This is a genomic window from Fontisphaera persica, from assembly GCF_024832785.1.
Lineage (GTDB): Bacteria > Verrucomicrobiota > Verrucomicrobiia > Limisphaerales > Fontisphaeraceae > Fontisphaera > Fontisphaera persica.
The window spans coordinates 3,042,863-3,059,998 of sequence record NZ_CP116615.1; the positions used below are offsets into that span (position 1 = coordinate 3,042,863).

Consider the following 17,136-nt stretch of genomic DNA (forward strand, 5'->3'; position numbering starts at 1 on the left):
AGGCGGGGGCTTTGCCGGTTAATCCTCGTCCTCATCCTTGATGCCTTGCATCCGCTTGGTGGGGCCGCCGGCGCGGAGCCAGGCGTTGACAAACAAATCCAAATCCCCGTCCATCACCCGCTGGGTGTCGCCGGTTTGCACCCCCGTGCGCAAATCCTTGACCATGCGGTACGGCTGAAACACATAACTGCGGATTTGATTGCCCCACGACACACTCCCCTTCTCGCCGTAAAACCGCTCCATCTCGGCCTTTTTCTGGTCTTCGCGCAAAGCGTACAACTTGGAAAGCAGCAACTTCATGGCGGCGGCGCGGTTCTGGGCCTGGGACCGCTGCGCCTGCGAGGCCGCCACCAAACCGGTGGGCAGGTGGGTGATGCGCACGGCCGTTTCCACCTTGTTCACGTTCTGGCCGCCCTTGCCGCCGGAGCGGTAGGTATCAATCTGCAATTCATTGGGCGGGATGACAATTTCCGTGTCATCCTCAATTTCCGCAATCACGTCCACGCTGGCAAAACTGGTATGCCGGCGTTTGTTGGCGTCGAAGGGCGAAATGCGCACCAGCCGGTGCACGCCGCGCTCGGCCTTGCAATAGCCGTAGGCATATTCGCCGCGCACCACCATCGTCACGTTTTTGAGGCCCGCGCCTTCGCCGGGCAGGATGTCGGTAATCTCCACCTCCCAGCCGCGGGATTCACACCAGCGCTGATACATGCGCAGGAGCATTTCCGCCCAGTCGCACGCCTCCGTGCCGCCGGCGCCGGCGTTGATGGTGAGAATGCAGTTGTTGCGGTCATGCGGGCCGCTCAGGAAAAAGCGCAGCTCCAGCCGGTCAATTTCCTCCAGCAATTTCTGGGTGTCGCGGTCCAGCTCGGCGGCCACCCTGGCCTGGCTTTCGGGCGGCTCGGCCTCGGCCAGCTCGAGCATCACTTTCAAATCGGCGTGCTGGCGGGTAATGGTGTCCAGGGGTTCAAGCTTGCGCTTGATGTCGTTGGCCTCCTCAATGGTTTTCTGCGCCTGCTCGCGGTTGTTCCAAAAAGTTTCCGCGGCCATCAGGGTTTCCAGTTCCCCCAGCCGCTGCTGCAACTTGGGGAGGTCAAAGAAACCTCCGCAAATGCGCCAGTTTTTCTTCCGCCGTCTGCAACCGCTTTTCAATGACATCCAACATAGCGCGCGGAGCATAGCCCTCCCCTCCGGCACCGACAAGGCAGAAAACCAACCGGCACCCGCTGCCGCCGGGCGTTCTGCCCGACCCCAAGCTTGCCTTTTTCGGTCATACCGGCTCCAATGCGCGCAACCATGAAACTCAACCGTTACTTGTTTTTCAGCGCCCTGGTGGCCGCCCTGGGGGGATTGTTGTTTGGGTTTGATACCGCCGTTATTTCCGGCACCACCGACTGGTTGCGGGAGGGCTTCGTGGCCCAAATCACCACCGCCCTGGCACCGCACCTGACCTGGGTTTCCGCCGAGCGTCTGGGCAGTTTCATGCAGGGCTTCACCGTGGCCAGCGCGTTGCTGGGCACCATTGTGGGGGCGGTGGCGGTGGGCAAGCCGGCCGACCGCTACGGCCGCCGCGAAGTGCTGTTTGCGCTGGCAGTGCTGTTTCTCATCACCAGTGTTGGTTGCGCGCTGGCATGGAGCTGGGCGTCGTTTGTCATCTTCCGCTTCATTGGCGGCCTGGCGGTGGGCGGAGCCTCGGTGGTGTCGCCCATGTACATCGCTGAGATTTCGCCCGCCCGGTACCGGGGCCGGCTGGTGGCGATCACCCAGTTCAACATCGTGCTGGGCATCCTGCTGGCCTACTTTTCCAATTATCTCATTGGCAGCCTCAACCTCGGCCCCGCCACCTGCCGGTGGATGTTTGGGGTGATGGCCCTGCCCTCGGCGGCGTTTTTTGCCCTGCTCTTTTTCACGCCGCAAAGCCCGCGCTGGCTGGTGGCCCAAAAACGCCCGGAGGAGGCGGTGGACGTGTTGGTGCGCTGCGGCGAAGAACCGGCGGCCGCCCAGGCGATGGTGCGGGAAATCCAGGAATCGCTGGCCTCCGGGAGCGAGCCTGCCGCCGAGCCTTTTTTCTGCCGGAAATACCTCAAGCCCATCCTGCTGGCCGTGGCCATCGCCATGTTCAACCAGCTTTCCGGCATCAACGCGGTGATTTATTACACCATGCACATCTTCAAAATGGCGGGGTATGACAGCGTGGATGCCCTCTGGCAATCGGTCATCATCGGCTTCACCAACCTGGTGTTCACCATGGCAGCCATGACGGTGATTGACCGCTTTGGCCGCCGCAAACTCATGTTGGTGGGCTCCGTGGGCTACATCCTCAGCCTGCTGGTGGCCGCGTATTCCTTCTACTCCGGCACGGGTGGCAAGCTGCTGTTGGGCGCGCTGGTAGTGTTTATTGCCTCGCATGCCTTCGGGCAGGGCGCGGTCATTTGGGTGTTCATCAGCGAAATATTCCCCAACCGTGTCCGCGCCCGCGGCCAGGCCTTGGGGAGCTTCACCCATTGGATTATGGCCGCGCTCATCTCGTGGACGTTCCCCCTGATTGCCGATGTCTCCGGCGGGCATGCCTTCCTGTTTTACGCCCTGTGCATGGTGGGCCAGCTTTTGTGGGTCATCCTGGTAATGCCTGAAACCAAAGGCATCACACTGGAGGAAATCCAGCATCGCCTGGGCATCCATTGAAATAAAAAAGCCGGCTCCCCACAGCCGGCGGCCCCACAAAACTGGTGGAGGCGGCGGGAGTTGAACCCGCGTCCCTGACCGATTCCCCGGTCGTGACTACATGCTTAGCCGAAAGCGAGTGTCATCCGGCGGAGCAGCTTTCGGCGACACTCCACCAGCCTAGCCGGCGGTAAGATTCTCGGGCAATGTCGCGCCAGCGCCGCCATCACCCCAGCCTGCTGTGGCGTCCCGCCGCCGTAGCAGGCGTCCAGCGGGGGACGTCGCGGCTCAATTAGGCCGCGAGGGCCAATTCTTCGTTGGCACTTATTAGTTTTGATCCGGTGATTAACGAGGCCAACGGATCGTCCTCGGCATGCCACTTCCGGCGTCTCGACCAGGTCGAATCCAGTACGCCCCCGGTTAAGTTGCAAGATTAAGGTACCATTACTTCAGGGGCAGTTCAAGTGCGCCGGGATACCATCTTGAGCATCGCAGGGTTGCAATTTGAGCCATTTCGGCGGATGATATGGCCGTATGATTTCACGCCGCGGGGCGCTGGTCCTTGGCGCCATTGTGTTGGCGGCGGTGTCGGCTGTTCGCTTTGCCCAATACCAGCCTGCGCCGCCTGATTCCCCGGTTTTCCTTGCAGCTCAGCCGTTCGCCAAAGCGCCCACCTCTCCGGTGTTGGCGGCTGTCCCTGTTACCCCCCGCCTGTCTGCACCTGCCGCAGGGGAGGTGGATGAGCACGTGCACGCCGCTTCTCACGCCCCGACTGTGCCCGCCCCCCGCCGGCTGGGAGACGGCTGGGCCGTCGAGCCGCCCGAAACAATTCTGGCGGCCTTTCAACACTGGGTGGGGCGGTATGTCAGGGCCAGCGATGCGGAAAGGGAATCTATGCTTCCAGAGGGAGTGGCGCTGGCACGCGAGCGCCTGACGCTGATGACGGAATGGATTCAAAGCGACCCCGAGCGGGCCCTGGGGCGGGCGGTGCCCCCGTGGGTGCGTGAGGCCTTGCCGGCGGCCGTGCGGGAGCAGGTGGAACAATGGGTCAACAGCACTGCCCACTACGAAGTTTTGTGTGTGCTGCCCGCCGGCGCAAGCCAGCCGGGAGGCCTGGTGCGCACAGCCCAATGGGCAGACATGCGCTGCCGGGTTTATACGTTTGGGCGGGGTTTGGACTATGTGACACGCCCCCAGGTGCCGTTGCAAGGTGTCGTGGTGCCGCGGCCGCCCAATCAGGCGCTGGCGCATGAATCGGTGGCGTCCGCCACCCACTTGATGGCCTTGGACCCCCAACCCGCGCGGTATTTGGACGCGCCCGAGTTGGAAGCCCACCTGGCCGCGGTAGGCCAAGACGCGCCCTGTCTGGTTTCCGGTCAATCGTGGACCGCTCAAGGCACCCCGGCAGCGTTGCAGCTTGGCGGCGAGGTACGCACTTTCGCCAGCCCGGCAATGGCCGCGCGCTGGTTGGAAGAGCAGCCTGCCCTGCAAAACCTTGATGACCCGCTACCGCCTGACAACTTGCCGATTGCCGCCTCTTCCTACACTGAGGGGCGCAAGCGATTCATCCTCTTCCGGGTGGACTTCCCGGACTACGCCGGCGAGGTCATGACCACCAATGAAGCCCTGACCTTGATGCGCGACCTCAGCCAGTGGATGGCGGAAGTCTCTCAAGGCAAGCTCACGCTTGCGCCCGTGGGCGAGGGCTCGGACATCACTCCCACCATGCGGCTGCCCAATGACGTGGAAAGCTATCAAAACATGGGCACCCTGTTGGGCGCCTGCCGCACCGCCGCCACGGCGCTGGGGTACGACATGAACAAGTATGATTTCTATTTTGTCTGCACTGCCGGCAAACCCACGGCGACCTTTGCCGGTTTGGGGTATGTGGGTGGGGTGGGTTTCTGGCTGGCCAATCGCTATTGGGACGTGCGCACGGGCGCGCATGAATTCGGCCATAACCTGGGGCTGGGCCATGCCAACTGGTGGAACACCAGCGGCGCCAGCATGTTGGGCACGGGCACCAGTGAGGAATACGGCGACCCCTTCGATACCATGGGCGGCAGCGGGGGCGGCGCGCGGCACTTCTCTTCGTTCAGCAAAAACAAACTGGGCTGGATTCCCGATGCCGACTGCCCCACGGTGAGCACCAGCGGTTTTTACCGGATTTACGCGCACGATGACCCCCGGGCCAGCGGCCTGCGCGGCCTGCGCTTCCGCCGGAGCAATGGCGATTACTGGATGGAATTCCGGCAGTTGTTCACGGGCAACCGCGCGTTGATGAACGGCCTGGCCTTCCGGTGGGTGGGCGGCAGCACCACTTTGCTGGATGCCACGCCCGGCTCCTCCGGCAACAAGGATGACCATCCGCTGGTCATCGGACGCACCTTTAGCGACAGCAAACTTGGCCTGCATGTGACGCCCATCGGCAAGGGCAACACCTATCCGCAGTCCCTGGACTTAATCATCCAGGTGGGCGCGTTCCCGAACAACCGCCGGCCCCAGACGCGCGTGACGGCCTCCGCCACGCAGGTGGCCGTCAACACCCCCGTGCAGTTCAGCGTCGCCGCCTCCGACCCGGATGGCGATGCGCTGGCGTATTACTGGGATTTTGGCAATGGCAACTACAGCGTGGAAAATCAGCCCACCGCGACGCAGTCCTTTTCCAGCGCCGGGGAATACGCCGTGCATTGCATCGTCAGCGACATGAAAGGCGGGGTGAGTGCCGGGGCGGTGGTGGTGCGGGTGGGCAGCCCCACGACGTTTCAAATCACCGGCCGCGTGCTGACCACCAACGCCCAGCCAGTGCCGGGCATGTGGGTGCGGGTCAACGCCTCACGCTACGCCATCAGCCAGGACGACGGCTCCTTCCTCCTCACCCAGCTCGGCGCGGGCAGCCATTCCTTGGCCGTTTATGAGCCGTTTTACAATGAGCTGAACTTTGTGAATCCCTTCTTCAACAACCCCGTGACAGTGGGGCCAAGTTTTGCGGGGGCGGATTTTGTGCAATTTCCAGGCTCCCTGTTCATCACCACTCCCCTGGTGGCCCGGGAAAGCCGGTGGAAATACCTGGATGACGGCTCGAATCAGGGCACCGCGTGGCGGCAGCCCGGTTTTAACGATGCCGCATGGGCCAGCGGCAACGGCCCGCTCGGCTACGGCCAGGGCGGCGAGCGGACCACGCTGAGTTATGGCGGGGTCAGTACCAACAAACACATCACCTACTACTTCCGCACCACCTTCACCAATCAAACCCCGCCCAGCGCCTTCAGCAATCTGGTGCTGGAAGTCCTGCGCGATGATGGCGTCCTGGTCTGGCTCAACGGGCAGGAAATCTTCCGCGACAACCTGCCCACCGGCGCCGTCAGTTACACCACCCGCGCTGTGGCGGCGGTGGAGCCGGATAATTATCTCCGGACAGAACTTTCGCCCACGGTGCTCCAGGTGGGCGTCAACACGCTGGCCGTGGAAATGCATCAGGTGGAGGCGACCAGCTCGGATTTGTATTTCGATCTCGCGCTCACCGGCATGAGCCGCACCAATGCGGCCAACCTGCAAATTTTCTACCTGGCCAGCCCCCGGCCCGGAGAGGTCTTCACCTACCCCACCAACATCAGCCTGAATGCCGTGGCCCAAAGCGATGCCACCGCCGTGACGCAGGTGCGAATCTACGCCAACGACCAGCTTTTAATTGCCGATTCCACCCCGCCTTATGCCGGGTTCTGGCCCCAGGCGCCGGTGGGTCAGCATCAACTTTATGCCGTCGCCACGCTGGCCAGCGGCCAGATGCTCACCATCGCCCCGGTGGCCATTACCGTGAAAATGCCGGAGCCGCCGCCCACGCCGGCGGTCACCAATCTGGTCATCGCTCCCGGCTCCCGCTGGCACTTCTTCACCGGCCCCACCGGCGCGCCACCCGCCTGGGCGGCGTTGGAGTTTGATGCCTCCAGTTGGAGCAATGGCCTGGCCGAACTGGGCTATGGGGAGAATGACGAAGCCACCCGATTAAGTTACGGCACCAACAGCAACAACAAATGGATTACCGCTTATTTCCGCCAAGCCTTTGTGGTGGCCGACCCCTACACCATCACCAACGCCGTGTTGCAATTAAAACGCGACGACGGCGCGGTGGTGTATCTCAACGGCCAGGAAATCCTGCGTGACCTTATGCCCTCCGGGCCGGTGGCTTTCGACACCCTCGCCACCATGGCCGCTGACGACGACGGCAAAACCTTTTTCAGCTTCTCCTTCTCGTCCCTGCCATTGCTGCCCGGCACCAACGTGCTGGCTGTGGAAGTGCATCAAAATGCGGTGACCAGTTCAGACCTGAGCTTCGACCTCGGACTCACCGTCTGGCTTTCCACCAATCGCCCGCGCGGAGTCTATTGGGTGACTCCCACCAACGGAGCCACCCTGCCGGCGGGCGCGGTGTCCCTGGCCGTTCAAGCCGTGGGCGGCGGTGGCTCCCCCTTCCAGCGCATCAGCTATTACGCCAACGGCCAGTTCCTGGGCGAAGTGCCCGCGCCTTTCCTCTTTACCTGGGCCAACCCGCCGGTGGAGCATGTGGAGTTATTGGCGGTGGCCACCGATGCCGCCGGCATGACCATCACCAGCGCGCCGGTACAGGTGACCTTCACCGCCCCCGCTCCTTTCCAAAGCTGGGTGGCGTGGGGCGAAGTGTGGAAATACTGGGATGACCGCCAGCCGCCGGCCGACACCTGGACCACCCTCACTTACGCCGACCACGCCTGGAAAGCGGGGGCCGCCCGGTTGGGCTACGGCGGGGACGGCGAGCGTACCGTGATTAATGACGGCGGCGACCCTGCTTTCCGCCATATCACCGCGTGGTTCCGCAAAACCTTCCAAGCCAGTCCTGCAGGACTGACCCAGCTTGAGCTGCGGCTCATTTGCGACGATGGCGCGGTGGTGTATCTGAACGGCCAGGAGGTTTTCCGGCACAACCTGCCCGCCGGCCCCATCAGTCACAACAGTCTGGCGTTAAACGCCGTGAGCGGGGCTGATGAAACCACGCCCGTTAGTGTGGCCCTGAGTCCCACGCTGCTGCGCTCCGGCACCAACGTCCTGGCGGTGGAAGTGCACCAAAGCAGCATCACCAGCAGCGATTTGGGCTTCGATTTGGAGCTGGTGGGCCGCCGCATGGTGCCCGCCGCGCCTGCCGTCGCCTATATCACCTCGCCCCCGCAGGGAGCGCGGCTGGTGGCGCCGCCCGCCTTGACCTTGAATGCCTTCGCCATGGCTGATTCCCAAACGGCCAGGCAGGTCACCTATTTTATCAACGGCCAGCGCCACGGCGCCGCCCTGGTATATCCTTTTGCCTACCCCTGGCAGAATCCGCCCCCCGGTGAACATGCCCTCGTTGCGGTGGCAGAGTTTGAGGGCGGCCTGGCTGTGACCAGCGCACCGGTGACCATCACTGTTACGCCCCTGCCCCTGCCCGTGCAACCGGTGATGACTACCTGGATTCCGGCCGGCGCCCACTGGCGCTACTGGGACAATGTGAGCGCCGTGCAGCCGGGCTGGAACCAGACCTCTTTTAATGATGCCACCTGGCCGCTGGGACAGGCGCGCTTTGGCTGGGGGTGGGATGGCGAACGCACCGAAATCACCTCCGGCCGCATCACCCATTATTTCCGGAACACCTTTGTGGTGACCAATCCCGCCCTTTATACCGAGCTGGTCTTTCAACTCGTGCGCGACGATGGCGCGGTGGTGTACCTGAACGGGCGGGAAATCTTCCGCAGCAACATGCCGGAAGGTTCGGTGACCGCCAGTACCCTGGCCGCCACCACCGTCAACACGCCGGACGAAACCACCTACTTTGAATCCATCGTCCCGGCGTTGAGCGCCGGTTTGCTGGCCGGCACCAACGTGGTGGCCGTCGAGCTGCACCAGTCCAGCGCCACCAGCTCGGATGGCGGCTTCGATTTGCAGCTCACCGGCCGCGGCACCACCGAGCCGCGCCTGCTCCTCCTCCGCCCCGCCCCCGGCCAGCTCGTGGTGGTGGGAGAAGCCATGACCCTGCAGGCCGCCGCATGGACCGGCCTGGCTTCAGGCGGGGAAACCATTGAATTTTGGGTGGGCAACCAGAAAATTGGCGAAACCGCCCCCGGCGAAACGCAATGGATTTGGCCTAATCCCGCCCTGGGCAGTTATCAAATCACGGCCCGGGTGCGCCTGGCCAATGGCACGGAGCTGGTTTCGGCGCCGGTCTCCGTTACCGTGCAATATCCGCCCTATCAGGCCACTTTAATCACCACTGGCGCCGTGTGGCGCTACTGGGACCGCGGCTCGCTCCCCGCCACCAACTGGCAGCGCCGGGCCTACAGTGACGCCGCCTGGGGTTCCGGACCTGCGCGGCTGGGCTACGGCGATGACGGCGAAGTCACCACCCTGCAAACCGGCCCCAGCAACAACAAGTACCTCTCCTATTATTTCCGCCGCTGGTTCTCCGTGCCTTCCGGCGTGACCTTGACCAATCTGGTCTTCCGCCTTCTGCGCGATGACGGGGCGGTGGTTTATCTCAATGGCGGCGAAGTCTTCCGCAGCAACATGCCACAAGGCCCGGTGGGCTACGCCACCCTGGCGTCCAGCGCTGTTTCCGGCACGGACGAGCAAACTTATTTTGAGTTGAACGCGCCGGTGGCCGGGGTGTTGCCGGGTCTGAATTTGCTGGCGGTGGAAATCCATCAAAACTCGGCCACCAGCAGCGATTTGGCCTTTGACCTGGCCGTTGAAGGCCGGGGCTTCCAAGGTCCATCCCCGGCCACGCTGGCCCCGCCGCCAGAATACCAGGCCGGTCAGCTCCGGCTGCTCTGGCCCGCGCACATGCACGGGTGGGAGCTGTACGCCTCGCCCGCTCTCGGTCCCCAGGCCGACTGGCAGCCGGTCACCGAATCCCTGCTCCTGACCAACGGATTTTATCTCTTCCGCACCACGCCCACCGGCGCCAGCCGCTATTTCCGTCTGGAACAACGGTGAGGCGGATTCGCTTTCCGCATGTCCTCCGGCCGGGCCGGAGGGCGGGAGCAAGGGGGAGGGTTTTGCCTGTGAGCCGGCAGCCTTCGCCGTGGCGTCTCGGCGGGGTGGGCGGCGGCTTTTTTCCCTTGTCGCTGCCGTGGCCTTGGCCCATCTTCTGAACATGGCCCAATCACGGGTGACCGATGTACTCAACAAACCGGACGCAGCCCTGGAGCTGACGCTGCGGCCCTCCTTGTTTTCCGAGTTCACCGGCCAGCCCAAAGTCAAGGAACGGCTGGAAATTGCCGTGGCCGCCGCCCGGCAGCGGGGCGAGGCGCTGGACCATTTGCTGCTCAACGGCCCGCCCGGCCTCGGCAAAACGACCCTCGCCAACATTCTGGCGCGCGCCATGGGCGTCAACATCAAGTGCACCAGCGGCCCGACCATTGAAAAAGCGGGCGACCTGGCGGGGCTGCTCACCAATCTGGAGGAGCGGGACATTCTCTTCATTGACGAGATTCACCGCCTGCAAAAAACCATTGAGGAATACCTCTATCCGGCGATGGAGGATTTCAAGCTGGATATCATCATTGACCAGGGCCCCAACGCCCGCAGCGTGCGGCTGAATCTGCCCCGCTTTACCTTGATTGGCGCCACCACCCGCAGCGGCCTGCTGTCCTCCCCCCTGCTCACGCGCTTCCCCATGCGGGAGCGGCTGGATTACTATGACGCCGGGCAACTGCAACAGATTGTGCTGCGTTCGGCCCGCCTGCTGCAGGTGCCCATGGAGCCGGAAGGCGCCATGGAAATTGCCCGCCGCAGCCGCGGCACGCCGCGCATCGCCAACAACCTGCTGCGGCGCGTGCGTGATTACGCGCAGGTGCGCGGCGACGGCCGCATCACCGCCGCCGTGGCCGATCAGGCTCTGGCCATGCTGGAGATTGACGCCTACGGGCTGGATGAAATGGACAAGCGCATCCTCGAAACCATCATGGTCAAGTTTGGCGGCGGCCCGGTGGGCATCAACTCCCTCGCCGTGGCCGTGGGGGAAGAACCGGATACCCTCGAAGAAGTGTATGAGCCGTATTTGATCATGGAAGGTTATCTCCATCGCACCCCCCAGGGACGGGTCATTACCGAGCTGGCCATGAAACGACTCGGACTTAAGCCCGCCAGCCGGCAGGGCAGCCTGTTCTAAGGGGGCTGCCTCAGGTTTACCGCTGCTGTATGAGTGAGCCAGAGCCAGCCAACGCCGGCAATCAATACGCCGCTCAGCGGCTGACCCCCGCCATGTGCCAGGCCCTCCTGGAAAGTCTGGGCGACCGCCTGGTGCTGGTGGACCGTCATCTGCGAGTGCAATGGGGCAACGCCACCTTTGCCCGCCTGGCCGGCTTCTCCCCCGCCAGCCTGGAGGGACAATTCCTCGGCGACCTGCTCAAAGGCGAACACCTGGGGGCCTTGCGGGCGCTCATCCTGCAAGCCTTTGCCGGCCACCCGCAACGTTTGCCATATCTCTGCCTCGACTTTACCCACTCCCACGCCACGGGCTGGTTCACCATCCTCGTGCGGCCGGTGTCCTCCCCTGAAGGCGCGATTTCCGCGGTCCTGTTGCAACTGCGCGAGATGCCCATGGCCGAAGACACCACCGTCCTGCTGCGCGAAAATGGACCGCTTTATCCAGCCCCGCCCGCCAATGAACAGCCGGGCTGTCTCCATGAGCCTTTTCCGGGGTGTTTTTTACGCCCGGAAAACGTGGACCAACAACAGTTGCTGATGCTCCTGAACGCCGCCCGGGAAAGCATACTGCTGCTTGACCGCCAAGGCCGCGTCCTGATTGCCAACCGCACCACCGCCGAGCGGCTGGGGCTGGAAGTGAAGGATTTGGTGGGGCGCAGCATAGCCGACTTTCTGCCCCCGGAAGTGGCCCGCCAGCGTTTCCAATGGGGCGAGCATGCCCTGCAAACCGGCACTTCGGTGTTCTTTGAAGACCAGCGCGCCGGACGCTGGCTGGAGCACCGCTTCACCCCCATCTTCGATGCGGACGGCAAACCCTGCTGCCTCGCCTGTTTCAGCCGGGACATCACCGAGCGCAAAAAGGCCGAGTCCGACCGCGACCAGTTGCTGGCGGAGCTGCTGGAGTTTCAGAGCCGGTTGCGGGCGGTGCTGGAAGGCGCCGGCGAAAGCATTCTGCTGCTCGATGCCGATGGGCGGGTGGTGCTGGCCAATCCCGCCGCCGCCATGCGCCTGGGGGACGCGCCCGGGGAATTGATTGGGCGCAGATTCTGGGACTTTTTGCCCACGGACATCCAAACGGAAACGCAAAGCTTTTTCCAACAGCTCGTGGCCCAGGGAGAGGCAACCACGGTCGAGGGAGAATTCGGCGGGCTATATTACGAAGCCTCGTTCTATCCCGTCCGCGGACCGGGGGAAAAGGTCCTGTACGTGGCGTTGTTTGGCCGCGATGTGACCCCCCGCAAGAAAATGGAGCTGCAGATTGAACACCAGCGCCGCCAGCTCCAAACCCTGTTGGACCACGCGCCCATCTTTCTCTGGGCGATGGACGCGGAGGGCATCATCCAGACCGCTGAAGGCTCGGTGTTGCTCTCGCTGGGGCTGCAACCTCGGCAGGTGGTGGGCGTCTCCATCTTCACCGTGGTGCAGGACCAGCCGGAATTTACCGCCGCCTGCCGGCGCGCGCTGCGGGGCGAACGAGTCTCGCTGCGGCACGAGTGGCATGGCCGGGTGTTTGACACCCGCATCCTGCCGCTCCCGCAAGACCGCGGCGGGGTGCAAAGCAGCGTGGGCATCATGCTGGATGTCACCGGCCGCGTGCAGGCCGAGCGGGCGCTGATGGAACGGCTGGAGTTTGAAAGCACCCTGCTCGCCATCTCCTCCCGGTTTGTCGGCCCGTGCCATCTGGACCAGGCCATCCAGCAATCGCTGGCGGACTTGGGCCGTTTTTGCCAGGCCAGCCGGGCTTACCTGTTTCGTTTCAGCGAGGACGGCAAGTTTATTTCCAACACCCACGAATGGTGCGCCGATGGCGTGCGCCCGGAAATCCAGAACCTGCAAAACCTCCCCCGGGAAAGAGTGCGCTGGAGCATGGACCTGTTGGAACGCCAGGGCGTTCTGCACATTCCCGATGTCTCCCGCCTGCCGCCCGAGGCCCGCCAGGAACAGGAAATTTTGCAGGCGCAAAGCATCACTTCCCTGTTGATGGTGGCCGTGCCAGTGCAGGGGCGTTTCAGCGGCTTTATTGGTTTCGATGATGTGACCGGCATGGTGCGCTGGGGGCCGCAACACGAGGGGGTGCTGCGCCTGTTCTCCGAGGTCCTGGCCAATGTCCTGGAACGCCATCTCGCCGAGGAGGCGCTGCGCACTTCGGAGAACTTCAACCGGGCGATTGTGCAGGCCGCCGCCAGCGGCCTGGCGGTGTTTGACCGCCAACTGCGCTGCCGCTTGTGGAATCCCTATCTTGAGCGCATCACGGGCATTTCCTCGGCCCAGGCCATGGGACAATACCTGCAGGCCATGATTTGGCTGGCGGGCGACCAAACCCCCGAAGAACTCCTGCGCCGCGCCCTGGCCGGGGAAGTCCGCGAAGGCGCGGACGCAGCGTACCTGGTGCCCGCAACCGGCCGGCGCGGCTGGCACCAGGCCACCTACTCCCCCCTGCGCTCCGGCAGCGGGGAAATCATTGGCGTGCTGTGCAGCGTGCTGGACATCACCCAGCGCAAACTGGCCGAAGAGGAATTGCGGCGGTCGGAGGAGCGTTTTTCGCGCGCCTTCCACCTCAGCCCGATTCTCATGCTGGTCAGCCGCTTGCGGGATGGGTTGATTGTCAATGCCAATGATTATTTCCTGCAATGCGTGGGGCTGAGCCGGGAGGAAGTCATCGGCAAAACCACCCTCGAGTTGGGGCTGTATGAAAATGCCGAAGTGCGCCGCCAGCTCACCGAGCCCCTGCGCCGCGGCGAGACGGTGCGCAACCTGGAAGTTGGACTCCGCCTCAAACAGGGCCGCATGGACTGCCTGATTTCCGCCGCGGCCGTGGACATGGGCGGGGAGCCGCATATTTTGTCGCTCGCCCTGGACATCACCGAGCGCAAGCGCGCCGAGCAGGCCATCCGCGAATCCCGCGAGCAGCTCCGCGCGCTGGCCGACCGGCTGGAAATGGTGCGCGAGGAGGAGCGCCGGCAAATTGCCCGCGAAATCCATGATGACCTGGGCCAGTGCCTCACCAGCCTCAAGCTGGACCTGGCCTGGGTGGCGCGCAATCTCCAGCGCGACCCGGCCGCCGTCGAGGCGCGCCTGGCCGACATGATGCAAGTCATGGACCAGACCATCCAATCGGTGCGCCGCATCTCCAGTGAATTGCGCCCGGGCGTGCTGGACGATCTGGGATTGCCCGCCGCCATCGAATGGCAGGCGCAGGAGTTCGAGCGCCGCACCGGCATCCCCTGCCAGGTGCACTGCGACGAAGGGCTGGACCAACTGGAATCCCGCTGCGCCACGGCGTTGTTCCGCATCCTCCAGGAGTCCCTCACCAACATCATCCGCCATGCGCAGGCTTCGCGGGTGCGCGTGAGCCTGACGCAGGAAAATGACCACGTCATTCTGCGCGTGCGCGACAACGGCCGCGGCCTGCCGCCCAAACATTTGATGCGGACCGACGGGCTGGGGCTGCTCAGCATGCGCGAGCGCGCCGCCGCGCTGGGCGGCCGCTTTGCCATCGCCAGCCGGCGGGAGCGCGGCACCACCATTGTGGCCAGCATCCCGTTGCACGCCAAACCGCCCGAGTCACGCCCGCTGCCGGAGCCGCCGGCGCCCGAGGCCGCCGCTGAAGATTAGACCGCGCATGCACCGCCTCTACCGGGTTTTGCTGCTGATTGAGTCCTCCCGCGCCTCCGGGCGCAGCCTGTTGCGCGGCATTGCCGGCTTTGCCCGCCACCACGGCCGCTGGCTGTGCCACTGGGAAACCGGCGGGCTGGAAAAAGCCTGGCCGCATCTGCGCACCTTTCAGGCCGACGGCATCATCATGCGGGACGTGGACCGCGTGGAGGAAGCCATGGAATACCACGTGCCCCTGGTGGTGGTGGGGCACAGCCGCCATGAGGTGCCGGGCGTCGTCAATCTGGTTTCCAACTCGGAGACCATCGGTCGCCTGGGGGCGGAGCATCTGTTGAACTGCGGGCTGAAACACCTGGCCTTCTACGGCCTGTCGGGCGTGCCCTGGAGCGAGGAGCGCGCCGCCAGTTTCTCCGCCCGCGTGGCCGCCGCCGGGTTGGCCGCGCACCATTATCAAACCCCGCCCGGCACTTCCGGCGAAGACGAGCGCCGGGGGCTGGCCGAGTGGCTGCTGCGCCTGCCGCATCCGGTGGGAATCATGGCCTGCAATGACGACCACGGCCAGCAAGTCATCGAAGCCGCCAAACTGGCCGGCTTGCGCCTGCCGGATGAAGTGGCCGTGCTGGGGGTGGACAATGATGAGTTGGTGTGCGAGTTGAGCTCCCCGCCCATGTCCTCGGTGGCCGTCAATTTTGAGCGCGCCGGTTATGAGAGCGCGCAACTGCTCGACCGCCTGATGCGCGGCCAGCAGCCGTCCACCAACCGCATCGTGGCGCAGGCGGTGGGCGTCATCACCCGGCAGTCCACGGATATTCTGGCGGTGCAGGACCCCCGCCTGGCCGCGGCCCTGCGCTTCATCCGCACCCACGCGGACGCCCCGCTGACCGTCTCGGAGGTGGCCCGCGCCGCCGGCATGTCGCGCCGCGCGCTGGAAAAACAATTTCGCGCGCTGCTGGACCGTTCAATCCGCCGCGAGATTGCGCGGGTGCGCGTGGAGCGCATTTGCCGTTTGCTGGAGGAAACCAACCGCCCAATCAGTCACATTGCGGAGGCCATGGGCTTTCAGGGGCAGGAGCATTTTGCCCGGTATTTCCGCGCGGAAAAAGGCATGACGCCGCTGGCCTACCGGCGCAAGTTTGCCCGCTGGTAAGGATTCGCGCCACCCCCCTCTCCGCCGCCCGCCGGCGTGGGGGCAGCGCCAAAGCGGTCTTTTTCCGGCGCATAATCGGGATTGGGCAGGGGCAATTGCGCGCCCACCTCCCGGCGCCAGGCCTCCAAGCGCGCCCGCAACCGGGCCGCCAGTTCGGGGCGGGCGGCGGCCAGATTCTGTTGTTCGCCCACATCGTTCTTCAGGTCATACAATTCCAGGCGGCGGTCCTCAAAAAACTCGACCAGCCGGAAATCCCCTTCGCGTATGGCGCTGTACGGCGTGGCGCCGCCGGGATGATAATGCGGGTAATGCCAGAACAAAGCGGTGCGCTTCAAGCTGCCGCTGCCACGCAACAACGGCACCAGGCTCTCCCCATCCACCACCTGCCCCGGACGCAATGGCGCCCCCGCGATTTCCAGAATCGTCGGATAAAAATCCATGCTGATGATGGGCGTGTCATTCACGCTGCCGGGCTTCGTCACCCCGGGCCACTTCACCATGGCCATGACGCGCACGCCCCCTTCGTAAGCCGAGCCTTTGCCGTCGCGCAGGGGCGCATTATCCGTCACCGGTTTCAACCCGCCATTGTCCGAGGTGAAAAAGACAATCGTGCGCTGCTCCAGTTGTAATTCGGCCAGCTTGTGCAAAATCCGGCCCAGACTGTCATCCACGCTCTCCACCAGCGCGGCATAAGCCGCATTGGTTTGCCGGGAGCCAGGGGGCACGCGCGCCTGGTACTTTGCCCGCACCTCTTCTTTGGCCTGAATGGGCGTGTGCACGGCGTAGTGCGGCAGGTACAGGAAAAACGGCCGTTGCCGGTTGGCCTCGATAAACCGGCAGGCCTCCGCGGCTTCGCGGTCCGTCAAAAACTCACCCGGCGGGCCTTCAGGCAGAGTGGCGATTTTATAGGGGGCAAAATAACTGGGTGGCTGGCCGCGGTCCGTGCCCCCAAGGTTCAGGTCGAAGCCGTGCTTCTCCGGGTAATAATTCGTGCCGCCCAGATGCCACTTGCCGATGCTCGCGGTGGCGTAGCCCAGGGGTTTGAGCGCCTCGGCCAGGGTGATTTCCTCATGCGGCAAATACTTTTTCCAATCAGGCGGCTTAAGCCGGGCGTAGGGGCGCCGATGCCCGGCAATCCAATCGGTGAGATGCAACCGGGCCGGATATTTGCCGGTCAAAATGGCCGCGCGCGTGGGCGAACAGACCGTGCAGGCGGCATAGGCTTGCGTGAACCGCATGCCCTCCCGCGCCAGCCGGTCCATGTGCGGCGTCTGATAAAACCGGCTGCCATAACACCCGGCATCCGTCCACCCGAGGTCATCCACCAGAATAAAAATAAAATTGGGCGGCGCCGGCGCGGCCGGGTGGGCAGGGAAACACAAACCCAAGACCCCCGCCATCAAGCCAAGGCATCCCAGGATGGCACGCTTCATAAGGTTGACCCCGGAAGTATGCGCCAATGGGCGATGGCCGCGACAAAAAAATCGGGAGGATTT

General features: G+C 64.0%; 7 protein-coding genes and 1 other RNA gene. 5 read left to right on the forward strand and 3 right to left on the reverse strand.

The annotated features are described in order from the left end of the window. Positions 1 to 18 precede the first annotated feature (18 nt). The gene (gene prfB, locus NXS98_RS11390) at positions 19 to 1,179 is read right to left on the reverse strand and encodes a peptide chain release factor 2 (protein WP_425499907.1); all 1,161 of its coding nucleotides are present in this window, start codon (positions 1,177 to 1,179) and stop codon (positions 19 to 21) included. A gap of 117 nt (positions 1,180 to 1,296) precedes the next feature. Between prfB and NXS98_RS11395 the strand changes: the two genes are divergently transcribed. Further along, complete coding sequence (locus NXS98_RS11395) at positions 1,297 to 2,685, forward strand: sugar porter family MFS transporter (protein ID WP_283845106.1); 1,389 nt, start codon at positions 1,297 to 1,299, stop codon at positions 2,683 to 2,685. 42 nt (positions 2,686 to 2,727) lie between these two features. Here NXS98_RS11395 and ssrA read toward each other — a convergent pair. Next, positions 2,728 to 3,082: a transfer-messenger RNA gene (gene ssrA / locus NXS98_RS11400) on the reverse strand. 116 nt (positions 3,083 to 3,198) lie between these two features. Here ssrA and NXS98_RS11405 point away from each other — a divergent pair. From NXS98_RS11405 to NXS98_RS11420, 4 genes are all read left to right on the forward strand, one after another. Beyond that, a complete protein-coding gene (locus tag NXS98_RS11405; protein WP_283845107.1) occupies positions 3,199 to 9,663 on the forward strand; it encodes an Ig-like domain-containing protein in 6,465 nt (2,154 codons plus the stop codon). Positions 9,664 to 9,823: 160 nt separating this feature from the next. Further along, on the forward strand, positions 9,824 to 10,840 hold the full coding sequence (ruvB, locus tag NXS98_RS11410) for a Holliday junction branch migration DNA helicase RuvB (protein WP_283845108.1): 1,017 nt from the start codon (positions 9,824 to 9,826) through the stop codon (positions 10,838 to 10,840). A gap of 29 nt (positions 10,841 to 10,869) precedes the next feature. Next, positions 10,870 to 14,493 (forward strand): PAS domain-containing protein, encoded by a 3,624-nt coding sequence (locus tag NXS98_RS11415; protein ID WP_283845109.1) that lies wholly within the window; start codon positions 10,870 to 10,872, stop codon positions 14,491 to 14,493. A 7-nt stretch (positions 14,494 to 14,500) separates the two neighbouring features. Next, entirely contained in the window at positions 14,501 to 15,640 is a 1,140-nt protein-coding gene (locus tag NXS98_RS11420; RefSeq protein ID WP_283845110.1) for an AraC family transcriptional regulator, read from the forward strand. On the opposite strand, the gene NXS98_RS11425 is transcribed toward NXS98_RS11420, so the two are convergent. After that, positions 15,613 to 17,073 (reverse strand): sulfatase, encoded by a 1,461-nt coding sequence (locus NXS98_RS11425; protein WP_283845111.1) that lies wholly within the window; start codon positions 17,071 to 17,073, stop codon positions 15,613 to 15,615. The two genes, NXS98_RS11420 and NXS98_RS11425, sit on opposite strands and share 28 nt — an antisense overlap. Positions 17,074 to 17,136: the final 63 nt, after the last annotated feature.